Here is a 20,468-nt window from a genome sequence, read left to right as displayed (position 1 = left end):
AAACCAGTCAAACCAGTCATTCCTTGCTCGCGGAAACGGTTGATCCATTTGTAGCCTGTTTTACGAGCTATGCCATAACGCTGGCACAGCTCGCTAATAGAAAATCGATGGCTAAGCCAATCTTCAATGAAAAGTTCTCTTTGGCTCATGATGCAAGTCTCTTCCCATGGCATAAGCTTCTCCTCTTCGAAGCTTACACATTAGCACTTGTTACCCATGTGCCTGGTTAGAACTGTTACCTATGAGCCCGGTCAATACCGCCTTAAGTAGATTCCTGCCTACGCAGGAATGACGTGAGTTGTGAGAGCGCATACTCAAAGCTATCTTCACCACTAAAACAGCCGTCACCCCTGCGCAGGCAGGGGTCTTCTCAAAGCGCGCACCAAGCTTTAAGTAGATTCCTGCATGCGCAGGAATGACGTGAGTTGTGAGAGCGCATACTCAAAACTATCTTCACCACTAAAACAGCCGTCACCCCTGCGCAGGAGTGACGGCGCTTTGGCGTCACAACGCACAAAGAAGTACTCAAAATAACTATCAACCAAGATAACTACTAATCGATTCCGCCAACTTCTCAAAACGCGCGCGCAGCGGCGAGCCAGGTCGATAGGCCAGCACAATACTGCGAGAAGGCGTCGGATTAACAGCAGTCACGTAACACACGCCATCCTTTTCCTTCTCTTTAGGCAGAGACAATTCAGGCAGCAAAGTAATGCCTGCCCCCGCCGCGACCATGTTACGCAACGTTTCTAAGCTGGTTGCCTTGAATCGTTCATCATCAGTTGCGCCAGCTGCAAAACAGAAACCAAGAGCTTGGTCTCGCAGGCAGTGCCCGTCACCGAGTGACAGCACCGTTTGCCCTTTCAGCTCATCCATCTCTATCTCATCGCGGTTTGCCCAAGCGTGATCGCATGGCACAGCAATACTCATTGGCTCATTAAAGACTTCAATCTCTTTAAATGGTGCAGTTTCTGGGACTGACGCCAGCACTAAACAATCGAGCTTACCTTCTTCCAACTGTCTAACCAATTGATGTGTTTGAGCCTCATGCAAGAAAAGTTCAAGGTCGGGAAATGACTCTTTCAGCTTTGGTACTATGCGAGGGAGTAGATATGGACCCACCGTGGGAATAAAGCCAATATGCATCGGCCCCATCATCTCACCACTTTGCCCCGCAGCCATCTCACGAAACGTCTTTACTTCCTTAAGGATACGCTTTGCTTGCTCAACCAACTGCAAACCGGCATCCGTAAATAACACTCGGCGACTACTGCGCTCTAACAATGAGGTACCAATCTCATCTTCCAATTTGCGGATCTGACCACTTAGTGTCGGCTGACTAACAAAACAGGCTTCTGCAGCTTTGCGGAAGTGCTTGTGCTCAGCCAGGGCCACTAGGTATTCAAAATCACGAATGTTCATCGCTTGCTCCGATAGAATTTGACTATCGATACCATAACAATAAACGATTAGAACTATCAAACCATTTTTTTGATAATAGTCCCAACGAAGCAAAGCAATAAACGCTACTCTCTGTTAGCAACGCTAGACTCACAATAATTTAATTATCCAGAAGGACATAAGTATGTTTGCATCTAAAGAAGGCCAAGCAGTACCGCAAGTGACATTTCCAACTCGTCAGGGTGATGCGTGGGTCAACGTAACAACAGATGAGATTTTTAAAGACAAGACCGTGATTGTGTTCAGCCTACCAGGTGCTTTCACACCAACATGTTCATCAAGCCACTTACCGCGCTACAACGAGCTGTTCCCTGTGTTCAAAGATCACGGCGTGGATGAGATCCTATGTGTATCAGTAAACGACACCTTCGTTATGAACGCGTGGAAATCAGATCAAGAAGCAGAAAACATTACCTTCATACCTGATGGTAACGGCGACTTCACCGATGGCATGGGTATGCTGGTTGAGAAAAACGACCTTGGTTTTGGCAAGCGTTCATGGCGCTACAGCATGTTGGTGAAAAACGGCGTAGTAGAGAAGATGTTTATCGAGCCAAACGAGCCAGGCGACCCGTTCAAGGTATCTGATGCAGACACCATGCTGAACTGCATCGCGCCAAGCTACAAAACTCAAGAATCCATCACGGTATTCTCTAAGCCAGGTTGCCCATTCTGCATGAAAGCGAAGCAAAACCTGATTGACCACAACCTTCAGTATGAAGAAATTGTGTTGGGCAAAGATGCAACCACAGTGACTCTACGTGCAATCAGCGGCCGCACGACCGTACCGCAGGTGTTTATCGGTGGTAAGCACATTGGTGGCAGTGAAGAGCTAGAAGCTTACTTAGCATAATAAATAGAGCTAGGGTAGTAATACCCTAGCTCTATTTCCAATCCTATGGCGCTCACAACAAACCAACCTATTCTCTTTATCAATTACATTCTTAACAGCATCCCCTCACAATACCCCCTCAGCGAATCGACAATTTATTTGACTTTAGGTAGCGTGCAGTCGACAAACTAAGGCAATCTTGAGAGGAAAATAATGAGGCTGAAAACGTTCAAGGAGCACGAACTACTTTTCACAGAACAAGAAACTAAAGAAATTCTTGCCCTGTTCTTCCCTTCACTTAAGAATGACATTAACGAGCTGGTAGTAACCGATTTTTATCGGGGGTTTGCTCAAAGCCTATTGCTTGAAGCCATTGATGCGACTTATAACATTGGATTTTTGCTTGCCATTTATGAGTCAACAATCAACCCTACATTGCCTCTTCGTAAAATTATAGAAAAACTCATAACAAATCTCGCTCCCCACTTTTATCGATATGCTACTCAAAAAGATTTACGTAAAGTTAAGATATATGAGTTTGTTATTAGAACGCTAGAGTCGCGCTTCAAGTCCTACTTTTCTATGTGTCTGGACGGCATTGTAAAAAACAAACCTCTCATTATTCCTCACTACGCAAATACTAAACCTATAGAAAGACTTTGGAGAAACGTATGAAAAAAAAGTTGTTTCTCTTTTTTTTTGTTGTAGTGACGGTAACGATTGTAATTCTGCCTTCAGAAGAGCGTGTAATGTGGTGCGCTTCTGGGGTTGAAATGAAGGTATTCAATCGGGACCAATGCTTGGCATACTTCGAGTACATGGGACCATCGCATAAACTTACCGAAATCGTAGCAAGGGACTTTGGATTGACTGCTCTTTTAAATGCCGAGGGCACTTTCCATAAATATGTATTGATTCAATCTCTGCTAGACAGCAACTATGACATCAATGTTGTCACTAGCAACCAAGCGTTACCCCTAGTTAGTGCGGTAATACAAGATAACTTCACCATGTTTGAATGGTTACTTTCTCGCGGTGCTGACCCTAGCTTAAGTGACCCTCTGACTGAGAAAGATGTGAGGCAATTACTCTACGTTTATCTAGATGAAAAGCCGACGGCTAATCGACATAAAATGCTTGAATTACTCAATCGGTCGTAATGAGTCTAGCTAACTAATCAAAAAATCATGCCCGAATACACCTTGTACTCGGGCACATCATGTCAATTATTTTTCAGCAGCAATCACAGAGATCTCTACCAGCAAGGCTTCACGAGCCATATCGCCGGTGACACAAGCACGTGCTGGCGCATGGCCTGCTGGTACCCATGCGTCCCATACCGCGTTCATTGCTTGGAAATCTTGCATGTCTTTAAGGTAGATGGTCGCAGACAGCATATGCTGTTTGTCGCTGCCCGCTTCAAGTAGCAGAGCCTCGACCTTATCGAGCATGGTTTGCGTCTGTTCAGTAATGTCTTTAGTCGCGTCTGCACACACCTGACCACAAAGGTAAATGGTGCCATTGTGTTTAACGATACGGCTCATGCGCTCTTTAGTATGAAGGCGTTCAATCATAATGTTATTGCTCTTTTTTGGGCTATCCGAACGATAGGGCTGAAACAGAAAGGCATATTCTATCGGATACCAAGCGCAAGCAACACGCCAACATTGTGACATGCTTGGCGAACCGAAGTTTTTCTCCGCTGCAGGAAAAATCAAATGATTAGATTAATCGAAAGTGAAAGGTTGAGACTGGGGAAAGAAATTTGAAAAGCACAAAAAAGAAAAAAGCCCCGTAACCAACCTTGGTTCGGGGCCTTCTTAGATTCTTCTAAGAAAAAGCAGTGGTACTTTAATAGACCGCGCCTTTTCTTGTTTGTTCCCAGAAAAATGATCTTTTTTTAAAATTTTTCCGATCTTTTCGTTACTCGCCTACTTTTCAATAACTTAAGCAACGTTCATCTTGGCAATAATTTGCTCTACCAAGTTCACTTCCAACGCTACCTCATCACAAGCATGCTGTCTCGGACATTGGTCACAGTCTTTCAGAACTTTCTCAGGCAGCAGCGTCTTCGATGTTGGGATGAAGTCGTGCTTCATAAAGAACTCTGGCGTACGAGTCAGAACGAACACTTTCTTAATCGCCATCTTACGTGCTTTCTCTACCAAGTGCTGAACAATCGCCGTGCCCTGCCCTTGACCTTGCCAGCCTGCTTCAACACCTAGAGAGCGGATCTCTGCAAGTCCTGAGTCATACACGTAGAGCGATGCACAACCGGTGACTTCACCATGATGTTCTGCGACGGCGAATGAGCCAATGTCACGTACCAGTTCGTTACGACTGCGAGGTAGGTTTTCGCCAAGGTTCGCCCAGTAAGCCACCATGCTCTCTAGTGCATCGATGTCCGTCAGACGAGCAGAACGTACTTTCACTGCCGAGTTATCACGCGCTGTTAGACGTTTCTCAGCTTGATCTACCGCGTAAGCGACTTGCTGCGGCGCGACACCACCCAGGGCATTACGTTTCTCTAGGCAGCTCTCAATCGTTAGGATGTCATAAACATCGTTCTCAATCACTGGCGAGAACTCTTTCAGCTCTTCAATAGAAAGCTCTTCTAGTGCGCAGCCTTTGGCAATCGCACTGACGACCGCCACACCTACAATATGGTGCGCTTCACGGAATGGAATACCTTTAGCAACTAGGTAATCCGCAAGCTCGGTGGAATTTGCATAACCTTGCTTCGCCGCTTCTAGCGTACGCTCGCCGTTTACCTTGATACCATCGAAACACAGCGCGGCCATTTCCATGCAGTCACTCCAAGTGTCGAGTGCATCAAATAGACCTTCTTTGTCTTCTTGCATATCTTTGTTGTACGCAAGTGGCAGGGCTTTCACTGTCATCATCATGCTAGCTAGCGAGCCATAAACACGACCGGTTTTACCACGGATAAGCTCTAGAGCATCTGGGTTCTTTTTCTGAGGCATCAGAGAAGAGCCAGACGTCACGGTATCCGCAAGTTCAATAAAGTTCGACTCACCTGAGTTGTAGAAGATCATATCTTCAGCCAGACGCGATAGGTGCAGCATAGAGATAGAGGCGATAGACATTAGCTCCATCACATGGTCGCGGTCGGATACCGAGTCCAAGCTGTTACGGGTTGCTCTTCTGAAACCTAGGTTATGAGCAAGCTGCTCACGATCCATTGGGTAAGCCGTACCTGCTAGCGCACCTGAACCCAGCGGGCAGGTATCTAAACGCTTAATAGCATCGTCTAAACGAGAGTAATCACGCTCAAACATCTCAACGTAAGCTAAGCACCAGTGAGCAAACGTCACAGGCTGAGCACGTTGAAGGTGGGTATAACCAGGCAGAACGGTATCTTGGTGAGCTCTTGCTACCTCAACCATTTGCGATTGCAGTCTGTCAAGGCCAAGAAGAAGTTGCTGACCTTGTTGACGACACCAAAGCTTCAGGTCGGTCGCCACTTGGTCGTTACGAGAACGGCCGGTGTGTAGCTTCTTACCTAAGTCGCCCACTTTGCCAATCAGCTGTTGCTCAACCCAGCTATGGATATCTTCCGCATCCGATCTTAGGATCTGTTTTGGATTCTCCATCACTTCGAGTTTAAGCTCGTTCAGCGCTAACTCAAGCTTCTGCTGTTCATCTTCAGTCAGAACGCCGACCGAAACCAACGCCTTTGACCAAGCAATTGAGCCAACAATGTCTTGCTCAGCAAGTCGGTAATCAAAGCGCAATGAATCATTAAAGTCTTTGAATCTCGTATCTGCTGCTTGGGTAAATCTTCCGCCCCATAATGCCATCGTGTCTCTCCTAACTGCTCAGTCTGCGTCGCTGCTTCTATGGTTACTTATTGTAAGAATAAACCGCTATTCTCGCTGAGTGAATTAAATGCAACTCAGTGTCTTTGTTGATAGGGTTCAAGGTACGACAAACCGAATTAAAAATAAAGTAAAAATTCACTTATTTCACATAAATATTCAAAACAATGCGATTTCAGGTTTTAGTCGCCCATTTTTATCGTCCAGATAAAAAAAGAAACCCATTTGATAACAAATGGGTTTCTAGATTTCAATCAGTATGATGGAGCGACACTATTTTTTCTTTGCTTCATTCAATGCTCTGATGCGGCTTGATAGCGAGTAAAGGCGGATGAAGCCTTCAGCGTGGCTTTGGTCGTACACTTCATCTTCACCGAACGTTGCAAACTCTTCAGAGTACAGGCTGTTTACGCTGCGTTTCTGAGTTACAATTGCCTGACCTTTGTATAGCTTAACCACAACTTCGCCGTTCACGTCTTGTGCCAGCTCTTCCGAGGCTGCCAAGATAGACTTACAAAGTGGTGTGAACCAACGACCGTCATAAACAAGGTGTGAGGCTTTCACGCCTAGCTCTTCACGGAACTCAAACGATGTTTTGTCTAGCACTAGCTGCTCAACCGCACGCAGTGCTTCCATCATGATGGTGCCCCCTGGAGTTTCGTAGCAGCCACGAGACTTCATACCGACAAGACGGTTTTCAACGATGTCGATACGACCAACGCCGTGCTTCACGCCTTTCTCGTTTAGGTAAACCAGAGCGTTGTATGGCGTCATCTTCTCACCGTCAACGGCAACCACTTCGCCTTTTGCTACTTCTAGCGTCACGTATTCTGCTTGATCAGGCGCTTGCTCAGGATCCACTGTCCATGCCCAGCAATCATCGTTTGGCGCATTCCATGTATCCTCTAGAACACCGCCTTCTGTTGAGATGTGCCATGCGTTTGCATCACGTGAATAGATCTTAGTCAGTGATGCGCTGCAAGGGATGTTGCGCTCCGCTAGGTAATCTAGACACTCTTCACGGCTGACGAGATCCCACTCACGCCAAGGCGCAATCACAGTTAGGTCTGGGGCTAGAGCTGCAAATGCACCCTCAAAACGCACTTGGTCATTACCTTTACCGGTACAACCGTGGCACAGTGCATCAGCACCGACTTTACGCGCTACTTCAACCTGAGCTTTAGCAATGATCGGACGCGCCATTGATGTACCTAGCAGGTATTTACCTTCGTAGTACGCGCCCGTTTTTAGCGTTGGGAAGATGTAGTCAGCGACCATTTCTTCTTTTAGGTCAGCGATGTAACACTCAGAAGCGCCTGACGCTTTCGCTTTTTCTTCGATGCCTACAAGCTCTTCTTCGCCTTGACCTACATCAGCAACAAATGCGACAACTTCACAGTCGTAGTTCTCTTTTAGCCATGGGATGATCACTGACGTATCTAGACCGCCAGAGTAGGCAACAACAACTTTTTTTACAGATGGTTTACTCATGTCTCTCTCCTTGTCCGAGCCTGATTTTGGCGGTCAGCTTCTCGGGGTTACTTCACTTTAAATTCGTTAATCGTAAATTTGATTTACTTGCTAATAATTTAGTTTGGGACGAACTGTGTGCCGATACTCTTACCCGCAAACAATTCGACTAATTTTTCAGGGTATCGCCATGTCGCCACTTCAATAGGGCGACCTAGGTCGTTGGCCGCTTCCAGTGCGGCTTGCACCTTAACAATCATGCCATCGGTAATGACTTTGCCTTCAATCAGCGCATCCGCTTCTTGCTTAGTCAGACTTGGTAGCAGATGACCTTTGCCATCCAGCACGCCGCTCACATCAGACAACAGCACTAATTCTGCATCCAATGCGCCAGCCACTGCCACTGCCGCTTGGTCGGCATTAACGTTCATCAGCTGACCTTGGCTATCTAGACCGATTGAGCTAATGATTGGCAGCGCACCAGCAGCTAGAACCGCTTGAAGAACCGCTGGGTTACCCGGTTTGGCATTGCCTACCGCGCCAAGCTCAGGGTCTAGCTCAGTCACGTCACAAAGACCGCCGTCAGCAAGGCTCAAACCTACCGCATTAAGGCCCGCTTTAATCGCATCGCCTTGTAGTAGCTTATTTGCAGTCCCCGCAAGCGCGCCCGCAATCAAAGGGATCTGATCATAAGGGGTCACGCGCAAACCTTGCTTCTTAACGGTTGGCAGGTCGAGCTTCTTCATTAGGTCATCGACGAGATAACCGCCACCGTGAACAATGACGATACTTCGCTGCGCTTGCTGGCTGTAATCAGAGATAGCCTTAAATAGTTGTCCAAGCGTATCTGAGCACGACAGTGCCGCGCCGCCTAACTTGATCACTAATGGTGTATTTTGCTGACTCATGCTGCTCTCCTCGACTAAACCAACGCGGTTAGCTGTGCAAACTGATTTTTGATATTCAAACACTGCATCGCTTGACTCGATGCACCTTTTAGCAAGTTATCAATCGCCGACACTACGATGATGTGTTGGCCTTGAACCTTATAACCGATATCGCAGAATGGCGTGTTCTCAACATCTTGAATTCTTGGGATAGTTTCCCCTTTGACGCGCACGCCTGGTTTGCCTTCATAGGCTGTCGCAAATGCTGTGGCAACCTGCTCCTCAGTCACGCCTTCATTGAGCTTCATGGTGATAGTCGCCAAGATGCCACGCTTAAAGTTGCCTAGATGTGGAGTAAAAATCACATCACAACCCAAATGCGTTGCAATCTCTGGTTGGTGCCTGTGATTAAAAATGCCATAAGGCTGAAGGCTGACTTCGCAAAAGCTGTTGGTCATCGACGCTTTACGACCAGCACCAGTAACACCACTGGTTGCGTTGATAACTGGCCACATAGTGCTATCCACAAGGCCAGCTTCCAGTAGTGGTTTAATCGCCAGTTGTGAAGCCGTTGGGTAGCAACCCGGTACTGCCACGAGCTGCGCGCTTTCAATCTGTTTTGCGTTCCACTCTGCAAGGCCATACACCGCCTTATCCAACCAGTTTTCGTGCTGATGCTCAAAGCCATAGAAGGTGGTATAAAAGTCATCGGCTTTCACACGATAAGCGCCTGATAGGTCAAACACTTGGCAACCTTGTGCCAAAAACACCGGCGCCAAATCGTGGCTCACTTCGTGAGCTGTTGCCAAAAATACAATGTCACACTCGCTTGCCGCTTTTTGCACATCGACCAGCGGCTGCACTGGCATTTCAACTAAGCCAGCCAACTTACCATGCAATTGCGAAATCGGTTTGCCTGCATCGACACTATTGGCGGACACGTACAAACCTGATAGCGTGAGCTCTGGGTGTTTGGTCACCATCAGAGCCAGTTCCGCTCCTGTGTAACCTGTTGCGCCAATAATGGTAGTTTTTAGCATGACTATGATTCCGTAAGTAAGTCGATTTAACGTTGTTAGTAAAAACTGCAATTAATGATTATAAATATAGTAAAAATGCCATTAATTGATTTTTTATTCATTAATTATGATTTAATATGTGTTTTACAGTCTTAAGATTAATCTGTCAACAGTAGAAGCGAAGATAATATGCAATTACCTAGTTTTTTAGAGGTCTACAAAGGCCTGATCAGCACACCTTCGATTAGCTCCACTGACCCAAGCTGGGATCAAGGCAACGAGAAAGTGATCGAAAAGCTGGCGACATGGATGAAAGACCTAGGTTTTGAGGTTGAGGTCATCGAGGTTGAACCGAACAAGTTCAATATGATTGCCAAGAAGGGACAAGGCGAAGGCGGTCTACTGTTGGCTGGTCACAGTGATACCGTGCCATTTGATGAAGGTCGCTGGAGTTTCAACCCGCATGACCTGACCGAAGCCAACAATCGCTTCTACGGCTTGGGCACCGCGGATATGAAAGGCTTCTTCGCGTTTATCTACGAAGCCGTCAAGAAAATCGACTGGAGCAAGCAAACCAAACCACTTTATGTTTTGGCGACCTGTGATGAAGAAACCACTATGCTGGGCGCAAGGCATTTTACCGACAACGCGCCGTTCAAGCCGGATTACTGCATTATCGGCGAACCTACCAGCCTAGTGCCTATTCGTGGCCATAAAGGTCATGTAGCCAATGCGATTCGAGTGACCGGCAAGTCTGGACACTCTTCCGATCCTGCTTTAGGCGTTAATGCCATCGAAATCATGCATGAAGTCATGTACGCGATGATGAAACTGCGTGACAAGCTAGTGAAAGAGTATCACCACCCTGGTTTCGCTATCCCTAGCCCTACCCTTAACCTTGGTCATATTCATGGTGGCGACAGCGCCAACCGAATTTGTGGCTGCTGTGAGCTGCATTACGATGTTAGACCGCTGCCCGGCATAAGTTTAGATGGTTTGGATAACCTACTGCGTAATGCACTCAAAGAAGTGGAAGCAAAATGGCCAGGGCGATTAACCATTACCGCTCTGCACGAACCAATCCCTGGGTATGAGTGCGACCATAAACACCCGTTTGTTGGTGGAATGGAAACATTGTGTGAAACCCCATCAGAAACGGTCAACTATTGTACCGAAGCACCATTTTTGCAGCAGTTGTGCCCTACCTTGGTGCTGGGCCCTGGCTCAATAGACCAAGCCCACCAGCCTGATGAGTTTTTAAGCTTTGATTTTATTGACCCGACCATCGATATCTTAGCCAAAGCAATGAGGCAGTATTGCTTCGAATAAACCATATTCTGTAATAAATTTTCAACAATTCAACCTTTTAACTCGCCCAAGTGTGCGTTTTTCGTGCCAGCACGATAAATGCAAACTTGGTTTACTTTATTTGACTCGCACTAACATTTTTCGCTAGATTGTGAGGCTGATAAGGAATAACGGATGTAGTTAAATTACAAGGCAGGACGACTATGAACGAAAAATATGCCCCATTGAAGAGCAATGTTAGGATGCTAGGGCACCTGTTGGGTAACACCATCAAGGAAGCGCATGGAGACGAGATCTTAGAGAAAGTGGAGAAGATTCGTAAACTTTCTAAATCCGTAGTACGCGCAGGCAATGAAGCCGATCGTGACATTCTCATTGAAGAGATTAAGAGCCTGCCAAATGAGCAACTGACCCCTGTCGCTCGCGCATTTAACCAGTTCCTAAACCTCACCAACATCGCCGATCAATACCACACGATCTCGCGCAGCTGCGAAGCCGATGTCTGTGAACCAGATCCAATCTACTCGCTATTTTCTAAACTTAGCCAGCAAGATGTCAGCAAGTTTGACACCATTCAAGCCGTTCGTGACCTCAACATTGAGCTCGTACTGACTGCTCACCCGACAGAAATCACTCGCCGCACCATGATCAACAAACTGGTCAAAATCAACGAGTGTCTCTCTAAGCTAGAACTTAACGAGCTGTCAGATAAAGAGCGCAAGAAAACCGAGCGTCGTTTAGAGCAGCTTATCTCACAAAGCTGGCACTCAGATGTGATTCGCCAACAACGTCCAACGCCTCTCGATGAAGCGAAATGGGGCTTTGCCGTAGTTGAGAACTCACTATGGGATGCGGTTCCTGAGTTCTTACGTGAGTTTGATGATCGCTTGAAAGGCTATCTGGGCGAAGGGTTACCTATTGATGCGTGCCCAGTACACTTCTCATCTTGGATGGGCGGTGACCGCGACGGCAACCCATTTGTTACGCACAAAATCACTCGCGAAGTGATGCTACTGTCACGCTGGAAAGCGGCTGAGCTTTACCTAAAAGACTTCCAAGAGCTTATCACTGAGCTTTCCATGGTTAAGTGTAGTGACCAAGTTCGCGATCTTGCGGGCGATGCACACGAACCGTACCGCGCTATCCTAAAACCGGTTCGCAAGCTTCTCGTGAACACCATGGAAGTGCTCGAAGCGCAAATTAACCATCAAGATGTGCCAAACAAGCCAATCCTTGAAGACATCTCCCAGCTTTGGGAGCCGCTCATGGCTTGTTACAAGTCACTTCGCGAAAGTGGTATGGCAATCATCGCCGATGGCTCTCTACTCGACACACTTCGCCGCGTGAAGGCATTCGGTGTTCACCTAGTACGCCTCGATATTCGCCAAGAAAGCACACGTCACTCAGATGCCATCTCTGAGCTAACGCGCCACTTAGGTCTAGGCGACTACGATCAGTGGAGCGAGCAAGACAAGGTTTCATTCCTAATTAACGAGCTAAGCTCGAAGCGCCCACTGCTACCACGCGACTGGGAACCTTCAGAGCCAGTACAAGAAGTTCTCGATACTTGCCGTGTGATCGCATCACAATCGCGTGAAGCGTTTGGTGCTTATGTTATCTCTATGGCACGCACGGCTTCTGACGTTCTAGCCGTTCACCTTATCCTTCAAGAGTGTGGCTGTAAGTTCCGTATGGACGTCTGCCCACTGTTCGAAACACTCGATGATTTGAACAACTCAGAAGCGGTAATGAAGCAGTTGTTCGAGATCGACTGGTACCGTGGTTATATCCAAAACCATCAGATGGTGATGATTGGCTACTCTGACTCAGCGAAAGACGCAGGCGTAATGGCGGCAGGCTGGGCTCAGTACAGCGCGATGGAAAAACTGGTAGCGGTAGGTGAAGAAGCAAGTATTGATATTACTCTGTTCCACGGCCGTGGCGGTACGATTGGTCGTGGTGGTGCGCCAGCGCACGCTGCCCTGCTGTCTCAGCCACCTAAGAGCCTTAAAGGCGGCCTGCGTGTGACTGAGCAAGGCGAGATGATCCGCTTTAAGCTCGGTCTACCTGAAATTGCGGTTAACAGTTTCAATCTGTACGCAAGTGCCATTCTGGAGGCGAACCTAATGCCGCCGCCTGAGCCGAAACAAGATTGGCGCGACCTAATGGAAGTACTTTCTGAAGTCTCTTGCGATGCGTACCGTAAAGTAGTTCGCGGCGAGCCGGATTTTGTCCCTTACTTCCGCCAAGCAACGCCTGAGCTAGAACTGGGCAAACTACCACTTGGTTCTCGCCCTGCGAAACGTAACCCGAATGGCGGCGTAGAAAGCTTACGTGCGATTCCATGGATCTTCTCATGGAGCCAAAACCGTCTAGTACTGCCAGCATGGCTTGGGGCGGGTGAAGCGATTCAATACTCTATCGACAAAGGTCACCAAGCGCTGCTAGAAGAGATGTGTCGCGAATGGCCATTCTTCTCAACACGCCTAGGTATGCTAGAGATGGTTTACACCAAGTGTAATATGGAAATCTCTCGCTATTACGATAAGCGTCTTGCGGATCCTGAATTGTTGCCTCTCGGCGATAAGCTTCGTGGTCAATTACAAAAAGATATCGTTGCGGTACTGAACGTAGAAAACCACAACCACCTAATGCAAAGCGACCCTTGGGGACAAGAGTCCATTCGCCTGCGCAACATCTATGTTGAGCCACTCAACATGCTGCAAGCTGAGCTTCTGTACCGTACTCGTCAGAGTGAAGAAACCGAGTCTGAGCTAGAAGAAGCACTCATGGTGACCATCGCAGGCATCGCTGCTGGTATGCGAAATACTGGCTAAACGATATATTATCTTACAAAAGAGACAAAAGGTCGCACATTGCGGCCTTTTATTTTTGCTGGCATACTTACTGAGAGTTTTGTTAGTTTTTTGAAGTGGTATCGCATTCTATTCCACTTTTTGCTTATATAAATCAGATATAATTACACTCCGCTGTTCGATAAAAATAAAAATACGACGTCGACGGCGCAGGTCACATGTTCATGTGGCTGTCTAGGTGACAAAGGCTTTAAACACGGTTATTGGTACCCGCTTTGGCGAGGTGCGATGTTCTTTGCGCGAGTTTCCTGGAATCAACCAAGATTCCAAGGCGCTTGCATGGTGTAATCGTTCAACCACAAACGCACTTAAAAGAACAACATAACTATTACTAAGATTTTGACCATTTGGATTTAAGACATGTCACTACCACACGTTATCCTTACTGTCCTAAGCACTCGTGACGCAACGGGCTACGACATTACTAAGGAATTTTCTGCTAGCATCGGTTACTTCTGGAAAGCAAGCCACCAACAGGTCTACCGCGAACTGAATAAGATGGCGGACAAAGCCCTAGTTACTTGCAAGCTTGAACCTCAAGAAGGCAAACCGGATCGTAAAGTTTACTCAATCACAGATGCCGGTCGCAGCACGCTTGGCGAGTGGTTTGAGCAACCAACCGTACACCCAACCGTTCGTGATGAGTTCTCAGCAAAACTGGCTGCCTGTGCCGTTCAGCCTTCTGCTGCTTTCCGCATCCAACTTGAAGAGCTTATTGAAGAGTCGAAGAAGCTGGTTGCACACTACCGCGAGATTGAAGCGGCTTACTACGCAACACCAAGTACTCTAGAGAAGCACGCTCGCCTTGAGCGCCTAACTCTTCGCCGTAACCTACTTGCACGTCAAGCATGGTTAGACTGGGCAGAAGAGGCACTAGCGGAGCTAGAAGCGCTGGCGTAATCCAGTTCTGAGTTAACGCATAAAAAAACGCCAACCTTTTTAGATTGGCGTTTTTTATTTGTCATTGAATAAGCATTTATGCTTCTGGACGAACACCGAGAGTGTGGCACAGTGCGTAAGTCATCTCTGCACGGTTTAGGGTGTAGAAGTGGAAATCCTTCACACCTTCACGGCTAAGAACACGAACCATGTCGATGGCTTGGCTAGCGCCTACCAACTGACGAGTCATTAAATCATCATCTAGGCCTTCAAACTGCTTTTGCATCCAACCAGGTACTTTCACCTTATTCATTGCTGCAAAACGTGACGCTTGCTTAAAGTTAGTCACTGGCAGAATACCCGGAACAATCTCTACATCAATACCCGCTGCCACACAACGGTCACGAAAACGCAGGTAGCTTTCAACATCAAAGAAGAACTGAGTAATCGCACGGTTAGCACCGGCATCGACTTTGCGTTTTAGGTTAAGAAGATCCGCCTGAGCACTTTTCGCTTCTGGGTGAACTTCTGGGAAGGCTGCCACTGAGATATCAAAATCATGGCGAGACTTTAGCAGCTCCACCAAATCAGACGCGTACATGTCTGGCTGACCGCCGCCTTCTGGAATATCACCACGCAGCGCTACGATGTTCTTGATGCCGTTCGCCCAGTAATCTTCTGCGATATCGATAAGCTCATCACGTGATGCATCAATACAAGTTAGGTGCGGCGCTGCCACAAGACCAGTCTCTGATTTGATTTCTTTGATGATAGAGTGAGTACGATCACGCTCACCAGAATTAGCACCGTAAGTCACCGAAACAAACTTAGGCTTAAGCGTCTTTAGGCGGTGAACCGATTTCCACAGCGTCTCTTCCATTGTCGGCGTGCTCGGCGGAAAGAACTCGAATGAAACATTAATATTGTCCGAAAGCTCAGCAATATTCTGGTTCAAAGCATCAATGTGGCCTGCGTGTGTGTATCCCATGGTCCTCTCCCTAATCACCAAGATTGGTTATCCCATCCAATCTCAGATAAAACCTGTCTGTCTTTAAATGATGATTTTTAATTTTTGACGTTTAGACGTCTATATGTCTACAGAATGAAATGAATAGGTTTTAAAGTCAATAGAGGGATTATGAATTTTTTTCATGTGGTGAGTTAGGGAAATTGAAGATGGTGGGGTGGGTGTGGTTTATGGGAGAATGGTTGAGGTAGGTGGGCGATAGAGGTTTCGCAGCGCTGGCGCTTACCCCCTCTAACTCCCCCGGCTACGCGCCCCGTTATTAAGGGGGAGAACCACTGCTAGCTCCTATCGTCGCATCGCAATGCCTACTTTAGTACTCGAATAAAGTCAGGCGATGCGCAGCGAGCCAGTAGTTCCTCCCCTTTATAAGGGGAGGCTAGGAGGGGTCAAGCTCTTGACCTTGCTTTACTATCCTGCCCAATCAAAAAAAGCTAGACATCAAATTCAAATCCGACTGAATCGCCCCAGCCGTCACTTCACGGCCCGCACCAGGGCCACGAATCACCAACGGATTATCCTTATACCACTTACTCTCAATCGCGAAGATATTGTCACAAGGTAAAAGGTTCGCCAGCGCATGCTCTTTCGATAGTGCTTCAATCCCTACGCGCGCTTTACCTTGTCTATCCAGACGAGCAACGTAACGCAGCACTTTCTCTTCGCGCTGAGCTTTTTCTAGGCGCTCTTGCAAGATTTCGCTCAGCAGTGAGGCTTTCTCAAAGAAGTCTTCGAGTGATAACTCAGCAAGCTCTTCAGGAACCAAAGACTCTACTTCAACGGCATCAGGTTCGATATCCAAGCCCGATTCGCGCGCTAAGATAACCAACTTACGCATCACATCTGAGCCATCAAGGTCAGAGCGGGGATCCGGCTCTGTTAGACCCTGTTGCCACGCGAGGTCAACGAGCTCCGCAAAAGGGACTAAACCATCAAATTGCTGGAACAACCAAGACAAGGTGCCAGAGAAAATGCCCGATAGCGCGACGATATCATCACCACTTTCACGCAGGTCACGAACGGTATGGTTTATCGGTAACCCTGCCCCCACCGTGGCGTTATAAAGCCAGTGACGTCCGGTTTTCGAAAACGCATCTTGCACCGCATGGTAATCATTGCTTGGCGCTGAACCTGCAACTTTGTTTGCTGAGATAAGGTGCAGACCATGCTCAGCAATGCTAACGTATCTTTCTGCTAATGCCGCACTCGCAGTGACGTCTAAAACCACACCTTCGTCATAGCCTTGAAGTCCAGCTAAACGTTGCAGCCAGATGTCACCTTGGTATTCAGTGGCCTCATCTTCGTAGCGTGCAAGTACCTGTTGCTCATCGATACCCTCTTCATCAAACCAATAAGTCTGACTGTCGATAACTGCGACTAGGTTGAAACTCATGCCGCGACGTTTTTCAAGCTCGCTTTTCTGCTCTTTGAACAGCTCTAACCAACTTGAACCAATGTTACCTTTACCACACAGCGCCACCGCAACGCGCTTTTGCGCTTGGAACAGCTGAGTGTGTACCGATTTCACAAGCGGCTGAATGTCTGATTTGCGCAGTACAGCGGCTAGACTCAATTGAGACTCAGCTTCTGAGAAAAACTCCACTGGTGCATGTTTTAGCTGCTGATAAAAACCAAAGCAATGATTGGCGTTTTTAGTCACGCCAGCGCCTACAGCGGCAAGCATAGAGTAACCTTCTTTAAGCTTAATCTCGGCTTCGATCGCCAGATCTTGCAGCTCAGTGAGAGCACCAGAGGCAATCTCTGCGGTGTAGGCAAGACGGAGACGATATTGGTCAGCTTGCGCTTCAAACGCCAACGGCGCTAATTGCGCACGCTTAAGACCGTTAAGTACTTCGGTTTGAGCACGCTCAAAGTCGTGACCAGCTGCGAATGCAAGCTCAATTAGCAGTACTTCATCAAGTGAAGTGATAATCTTTGCGCCGCGTCCAGAAGCCAGCACACGTTCAATACGCGTTGAGCCCGACTCCGGCTGATAACTGCAGCGAAGACTCAAATCCATGGCACTTTGCGCGACAGGCTGGAGAGTACGACTGTGAAGCACAGGGGCAGCTAAACGCGCCAATTCACTGGCTTCATCCAATCGCAGTAATGGTAATAAGCAGGCGTCATTAACCACACGAGGGTCAGCGCTGTATACGCCTGCTACATCGCTCCAAATAGTCACGCAAGAAACTTCAGCCAATGCACCAATCACAGTTGCGGAGTAGTCGGAGCCATTACGACCGAGCAGTACGGTTTCACCGCATTCACTTTGCGCCATAAAACCGGTAATCACCACACGATGATGTGCATGCTGAGCCAGTACTTCTTTAATCAGCGGATACGATTTAGCGCGATCTACCTCTGGCTGAGTACCAAACTCAGCGCGCAGAAACGCTCTTGCATCTTGCGACACTGCTGGGAGATCACTTTGTCTAAGCAACGCCGATAAAAGGCGTGAAGACCAAACTTCACCGTGACCTAGCACAGCAGCACGCTCGGCATCGGTCAGTGGGTAGCTAAGCTCACCCAGTGTACTGAACTCATCTTTCAACTGAGAGACAAGGCTTTCTGCTTCTTCGCCAGTCAACAACGATTCCACCAGCTCAATCTGAAACTGACGCAGTGCTTGAAGGTGTTCATGAGCAATGCGCCCATCTTTGTTCAGTGCATCAAGAAATTCGATAAGGCGATTGGTGGTTTTACCTGCCGCCGAGACCACAATGAGGTCTTCCTCGTTAGAGTAGTCTTTTAAAATAGAAACGACGCGGCGATAACACTCAGGATCGGCTAAGCTGCTGCCGCCAAATTTGTGCAGCTGCTTGTTACTCTTTCCGCTTTGGGTACTGCTTTGACTCATGCCGGCTTATCCTCCAAACGCAGATGCTTTCTCAAACGCCTGAGCAAGGTCATCAATCAGATCTTGCGCATCTTCTAGGCCAACAGAGAGGCGAAGTAACTGTTGAGATACGCCCGCTTCTGCTAATGCCTCTTCACCCATTGCACGGTGTGTCATAGATGCTGGGTGGCAAATCAGACTTTCTACACCGCCCAATGATTCCGCGAGCGAGAATAACTCCAACTCACCGACAAAATATTTCAGCTGCTCAAAGCTACCTGCAAACTCAAAACTCAGCATAGAGCCAAAACCAGATTGCTGCTTCTTAGCAATTTCATGACCTGGGTGCTCAGGCAGGCTCGGATGATAAATCACTTTCACCAATGGTTGCGGCTTGAGAAAATCTAGGATCTGCTGTGAGCTTTCTTCGTGAACACGCATACGCGCCCCAAGGGTGCGAATACCACGCAGCGTCATATAACTATCAAAAGGTGTGCCCGTCGCGCCGATACAGTTGCCCCACCAGCCTAGTTCTTCCGCGTGCTCTTCAGTCTTAGTGATCACCACACCGCCAATCACATCAGAGTGACCGTTGATATATTTGGTGGTTGAGTGGATAACAAAGTCCGCACCAAGCTCAAGAGGCTTTTGGTACACAGGTGTCAAAAAGGTATTGTCTACCGCCACTAGCGCGCCAACTTTCTTGGCTTTTTCACACACGGCTGCAATATCAACGACACGCACAAGCGGATTAGACGGTGTTTCAAGTAGGATTAGTTTCGGTTTTTTCTCAAGCGCGGCATCAAAAGCCTGCTCATCGCTTTGATCAACAAACTGAACCTTGAAGTCACCCTTCTGCGCACGAGTGTTGAATAGACGGTATGTACCGCCGTAGCAGTCGTGAGGAGCAATAATGGTGTCTTCTGGACCTAAGAAGGCCGAGACCCAAAGGTTCAGAGCAGAAGTACCACAGTTGGTCACCACCGCACCTTTACCAGATTCCAGCTCATACAGAGCGGTTTCGAGTAAACCTCGGTTTGGGTTTCCTGAGCGGGTGTAATCGTAAGTCGGCACTTCCCCAAACGCAGGGAATCCGTAGTTAGTAGAAAGATAAATAGGTGGCACCACAGCGTGATGCTGGGTATCCGATTCGATACCAGTACGTACGGCTATTGTCGCTGGCTTCCGATTGCTCATAGAAACTTCCTTTCTCAAATCGCATGGCTAGAGCCACAGTGTCTACTTTTACCGGTAATATGGGAACCGGCAAACGCCACAAACGTTAAAGAATTAACATTGCATTAAAATAAATGTCCACATTCGTTGCCCCACTTTACTTTCCAAAATGTGAGACGTCAACACTTCTAGACGTCTATATGTCTTTGCTTATGGCAGTAAATCCCGCTAAAATTGCAGGATACTTATTACTACTATTTATGATTAACAGAGCGAAGGTGTGTAATGGCAGATTGGAATGGTGAATACATTAGCCCATATGCGGAGCACGGTAAAAAAAGCGAGCAGGTAAAAAAAATCACAGTGTCTATCCCGCTGAAGGTGCTAAAGGTATTGACCGATGAGCGTACTCGTCGCCAAATCAATAACCTACGCCATGCAACCAACAGTGAGCTATTGTGCGAAGCGTTCTTGCACGCCTACACTGGCCAGCCGCTTCCAACCGACGAAGATTTAAGAAAAGACCGTCCTGATGACATCCCAACAGAAGCGAAAGAGCTGATGACGGCGATGGGGATTGAGTTTGAAGCGTTTGATGAAGAGTAGATTGCATTCTACTCCTGAGATCATATGTCCAAGTTCACTAGAACTTCCTCCGCGAGCTTTTTGTTCAAGGAATATAGCAACACAGACCTAAAGATAACGTCATCCTAAAGCTATCGTCACCCCTGCGTAGGCAGGGGTCTACTCAAAGCATGCACCAAGCCTCAAGAAGATTCCTGCCTGCGCAGGAATGACGCACGCTATAGAGTCACCACGATCAAAATTATCGTCATCCCAAAGCTATCGTCACCCCAC

17 protein-coding genes are annotated in these 20,468 nt (G+C 47.6%); 7 read left to right on the top strand and 10 right to left on the bottom strand.

What is annotated here, in order from left to right; genetic code table 11:
* Both L4C42_RS00200 and oxyR read right to left on the bottom strand, forming a co-directional pair.
* Positions 1-149, bottom strand: a 149-nt coding sequence (locus L4C42_RS00200) for a helix-turn-helix domain-containing protein (protein WP_429758846.1), incomplete at its 3' end; no start/stop codon positions are given.
* A gap of 388 nt (positions 150-537) precedes the next feature.
* Entirely contained in the window at positions 538-1,422 is an 885-nt protein-coding gene (gene oxyR / locus L4C42_RS00195) for a DNA-binding transcriptional regulator OxyR (RefSeq protein ID WP_429758844.1), read from the bottom strand.
* Between the two features lie 163 nt (positions 1,423-1,585).
* Between oxyR and L4C42_RS00190 the strand changes: the two genes are divergently transcribed.
* The 3 genes from L4C42_RS00190 (at position 1,586) to L4C42_RS00180 (ending at position 3,453) form a co-directional block, all read left to right on the top strand.
* Positions 1,586-2,314 (top strand): redoxin family protein, encoded by a 729-nt coding sequence (locus tag L4C42_RS00190; RefSeq protein WP_429758842.1) that lies wholly within the window; start codon positions 1,586-1,588, stop codon positions 2,312-2,314.
* 192 nt (positions 2,315-2,506) lie between these two features.
* Positions 2,507-2,968: a hypothetical protein gene (locus L4C42_RS00185; RefSeq protein ID WP_429758840.1), complete on the top strand. Its 462-nt coding sequence runs from the start codon at positions 2,507-2,509 to the stop codon at positions 2,966-2,968.
* The gene (locus tag L4C42_RS00180) at positions 2,965-3,453 is read left to right on the top strand and encodes an ankyrin repeat domain-containing protein (RefSeq protein WP_353497709.1); all 489 of its coding nucleotides are present in this window, start codon (positions 2,965-2,967) and stop codon (positions 3,451-3,453) included. Before L4C42_RS00185 ends, L4C42_RS00180 begins: the two co-directional genes overlap by 4 nt.
* A gap of 66 nt (positions 3,454-3,519) precedes the next feature.
* Here L4C42_RS00180 and L4C42_RS00175 read toward each other — a convergent pair whose 3' ends face one another.
* The 5 genes from L4C42_RS00175 to argC all read right to left on the bottom strand — a co-directional run bounded on the left by L4C42_RS00175 (position 3,520) and on the right by argC (position 9,529).
* Entirely contained in the window at positions 3,520-3,867 is a 348-nt protein-coding gene (locus L4C42_RS00175) for a RidA family protein (protein ID WP_353497708.1), read from the bottom strand.
* Positions 3,868-4,239: 372 nt separating this feature from the next.
* The gene (gene argH, locus L4C42_RS00170; RefSeq protein WP_353497707.1) at positions 4,240-6,114 is read right to left on the bottom strand and encodes an argininosuccinate lyase; all 1,875 of its coding nucleotides are present in this window, start codon (positions 6,112-6,114) and stop codon (positions 4,240-4,242) included.
* A 291-nt stretch (positions 6,115-6,405) separates the two neighbouring features.
* A complete protein-coding gene (locus L4C42_RS00165) occupies positions 6,406-7,623 on the bottom strand; it encodes an argininosuccinate synthase (protein ID WP_252012680.1) in 1,218 nt (405 codons plus the stop codon).
* A 98-nt stretch (positions 7,624-7,721) separates the two neighbouring features.
* Positions 7,722-8,510, bottom strand: a complete 789-nt coding sequence (gene argB, locus L4C42_RS00160) for an acetylglutamate kinase (RefSeq protein WP_353497706.1) — start codon at positions 8,508-8,510, stop codon at positions 7,722-7,724.
* Positions 8,511-8,524: 14 nt separating this feature from the next.
* Positions 8,525-9,529 carry an N-acetyl-gamma-glutamyl-phosphate reductase gene (gene argC / locus L4C42_RS00155; RefSeq protein WP_353497705.1) on the bottom strand — a complete coding sequence of 335 codons (1,005 nt, stop codon included), beginning with the start codon at positions 9,527-9,529 and terminating at the stop codon, positions 8,525-8,527.
* A gap of 168 nt (positions 9,530-9,697) precedes the next feature.
* Here argC and argE point away from each other — a divergent pair, with 168 nt between their 5' ends.
* From argE to L4C42_RS00140, 3 genes are all read left to right on the top strand, one after another.
* Positions 9,698-10,837 (top strand): acetylornithine deacetylase, encoded by a 1,140-nt coding sequence (gene argE, locus L4C42_RS00150; RefSeq protein ID WP_353497704.1) that lies wholly within the window; start codon positions 9,698-9,700, stop codon positions 10,835-10,837.
* A 182-nt stretch (positions 10,838-11,019) separates the two neighbouring features.
* Entirely contained in the window at positions 11,020-13,653 is a 2,634-nt protein-coding gene (ppc, locus tag L4C42_RS00145; protein WP_353497703.1) for a phosphoenolpyruvate carboxylase, read from the top strand.
* A 399-nt stretch (positions 13,654-14,052) separates the two neighbouring features.
* Entirely contained in the window at positions 14,053-14,592 is a 540-nt protein-coding gene (locus tag L4C42_RS00140; protein WP_353497702.1) for a PadR family transcriptional regulator, read from the top strand.
* A gap of 76 nt (positions 14,593-14,668) precedes the next feature.
* Here L4C42_RS00140 and metF read toward each other — a convergent pair whose 3' ends face one another.
* The 3 genes from metF to L4C42_RS00125 all read right to left on the bottom strand — a co-directional run bounded on the left by metF (position 14,669) and on the right by L4C42_RS00125 (position 19,631).
* On the bottom strand, positions 14,669-15,559 hold the full coding sequence (gene metF, locus L4C42_RS00135; protein WP_042477154.1) for a methylenetetrahydrofolate reductase: 891 nt from the start codon (positions 15,557-15,559) through the stop codon (positions 14,669-14,671).
* Between the two features lie 460 nt (positions 15,560-16,019).
* Positions 16,020-18,455 (bottom strand): bifunctional aspartate kinase/homoserine dehydrogenase II, encoded by a 2,436-nt coding sequence (locus tag L4C42_RS00130; protein ID WP_353497701.1) that lies wholly within the window; start codon positions 18,453-18,455, stop codon positions 16,020-16,022.
* A gap of 6 nt (positions 18,456-18,461) precedes the next feature.
* Positions 18,462-19,631, bottom strand: coding sequence for an O-succinylhomoserine (thiol)-lyase (locus tag L4C42_RS00125; protein WP_353497700.1), 1,170 nt, complete (start codon positions 19,629-19,631; stop codon positions 18,462-18,464).
* 264 nt (positions 19,632-19,895) lie between these two features.
* On the opposite strand from L4C42_RS00125, the gene metJ reads away from it, so the two are divergent.
* Positions 19,896-20,216: a met regulon transcriptional regulator MetJ gene (gene metJ / locus L4C42_RS00120; RefSeq protein WP_006071165.1), complete on the top strand. Its 321-nt coding sequence runs from the start codon at positions 19,896-19,898 to the stop codon at positions 20,214-20,216.
* The last annotated feature ends 252 nt before the right edge of the window (positions 20,217-20,468 follow it).

The organism is Vibrio wakamikoensis (genome assembly GCF_050337275.1).
Classification (GTDB): domain Bacteria; phylum Pseudomonadota; class Gammaproteobacteria; order Enterobacterales; family Vibrionaceae; genus Vibrio; species Vibrio chaetopteri.
This window is presented reverse-complemented; position numbering and strand designations above follow the sequence as displayed.

Bases quoted from the DNA above. Each gene is read 5' to 3' on its own strand.
- oxyR (WP_429758844.1), bottom strand. From the start codon at position 1,422: ATGAACATTCGTGATTTTGAATACCTAGTGGCCCTGGCTGAGCACAAG.
- L4C42_RS00190 (WP_429758842.1), top strand. From the start codon at position 1,586: ATGTTTGCATCTAAAGAAGGCCAAGCAGTACCGCAAGTGACATTTCCA.
- L4C42_RS00185 (WP_429758840.1), top strand. From the start codon at position 2,507: ATGAGGCTGAAAACGTTCAAGGAGCACGAACTACTTTTCACAGAACAA.
- L4C42_RS00180 (WP_353497709.1), top strand. From the start codon at position 2,965: ATGAAAAAAAAGTTGTTTCTCTTTTTTTTTGTTGTAGTGACGGTAACG.
- L4C42_RS00175 (WP_353497708.1), bottom strand. From the start codon at position 3,867: ATGATTGAACGCCTTCATACTAAAGAGCGCATGAGCCGTATCGTTAAA.
- argH (WP_353497707.1), bottom strand. From the start codon at position 6,114: ATGGCATTATGGGGCGGAAGATTTACCCAAGCAGCAGATACGAGATTC.
- L4C42_RS00165 (WP_252012680.1), bottom strand. From the start codon at position 7,623: ATGAGTAAACCATCTGTAAAAAAAGTTGTTGTTGCCTACTCTGGCGGT.
- argB (WP_353497706.1), bottom strand. From the start codon at position 8,510: ATGAGTCAGCAAAATACACCATTAGTGATCAAGTTAGGCGGCGCGGCA.
- argC (WP_353497705.1), bottom strand. From the start codon at position 9,529: ATGCTAAAAACTACCATTATTGGCGCAACAGGTTACACAGGAGCGGAA.
- argE (WP_353497704.1), top strand. From the start codon at position 9,698: ATGCAATTACCTAGTTTTTTAGAGGTCTACAAAGGCCTGATCAGCACA.
- ppc (WP_353497703.1), top strand. From the start codon at position 11,020: ATGAACGAAAAATATGCCCCATTGAAGAGCAATGTTAGGATGCTAGGG.
- L4C42_RS00140 (WP_353497702.1), top strand. From the start codon at position 14,053: ATGTCACTACCACACGTTATCCTTACTGTCCTAAGCACTCGTGACGCA.
- metF (WP_042477154.1), bottom strand. From the start codon at position 15,559: ATGGGATACACACACGCAGGCCACATTGATGCTTTGAACCAGAATATT.
- L4C42_RS00130 (WP_353497701.1), bottom strand. From the start codon at position 18,455: ATGAGTCAAAGCAGTACCCAAAGCGGAAAGAGTAACAAGCAGCTGCAC.
- L4C42_RS00125 (WP_353497700.1), bottom strand. From the start codon at position 19,631: ATGAGCAATCGGAAGCCAGCGACAATAGCCGTACGTACTGGTATCGAA.
- metJ (WP_006071165.1), top strand. From the start codon at position 19,896: ATGGCAGATTGGAATGGTGAATACATTAGCCCATATGCGGAGCACGGT.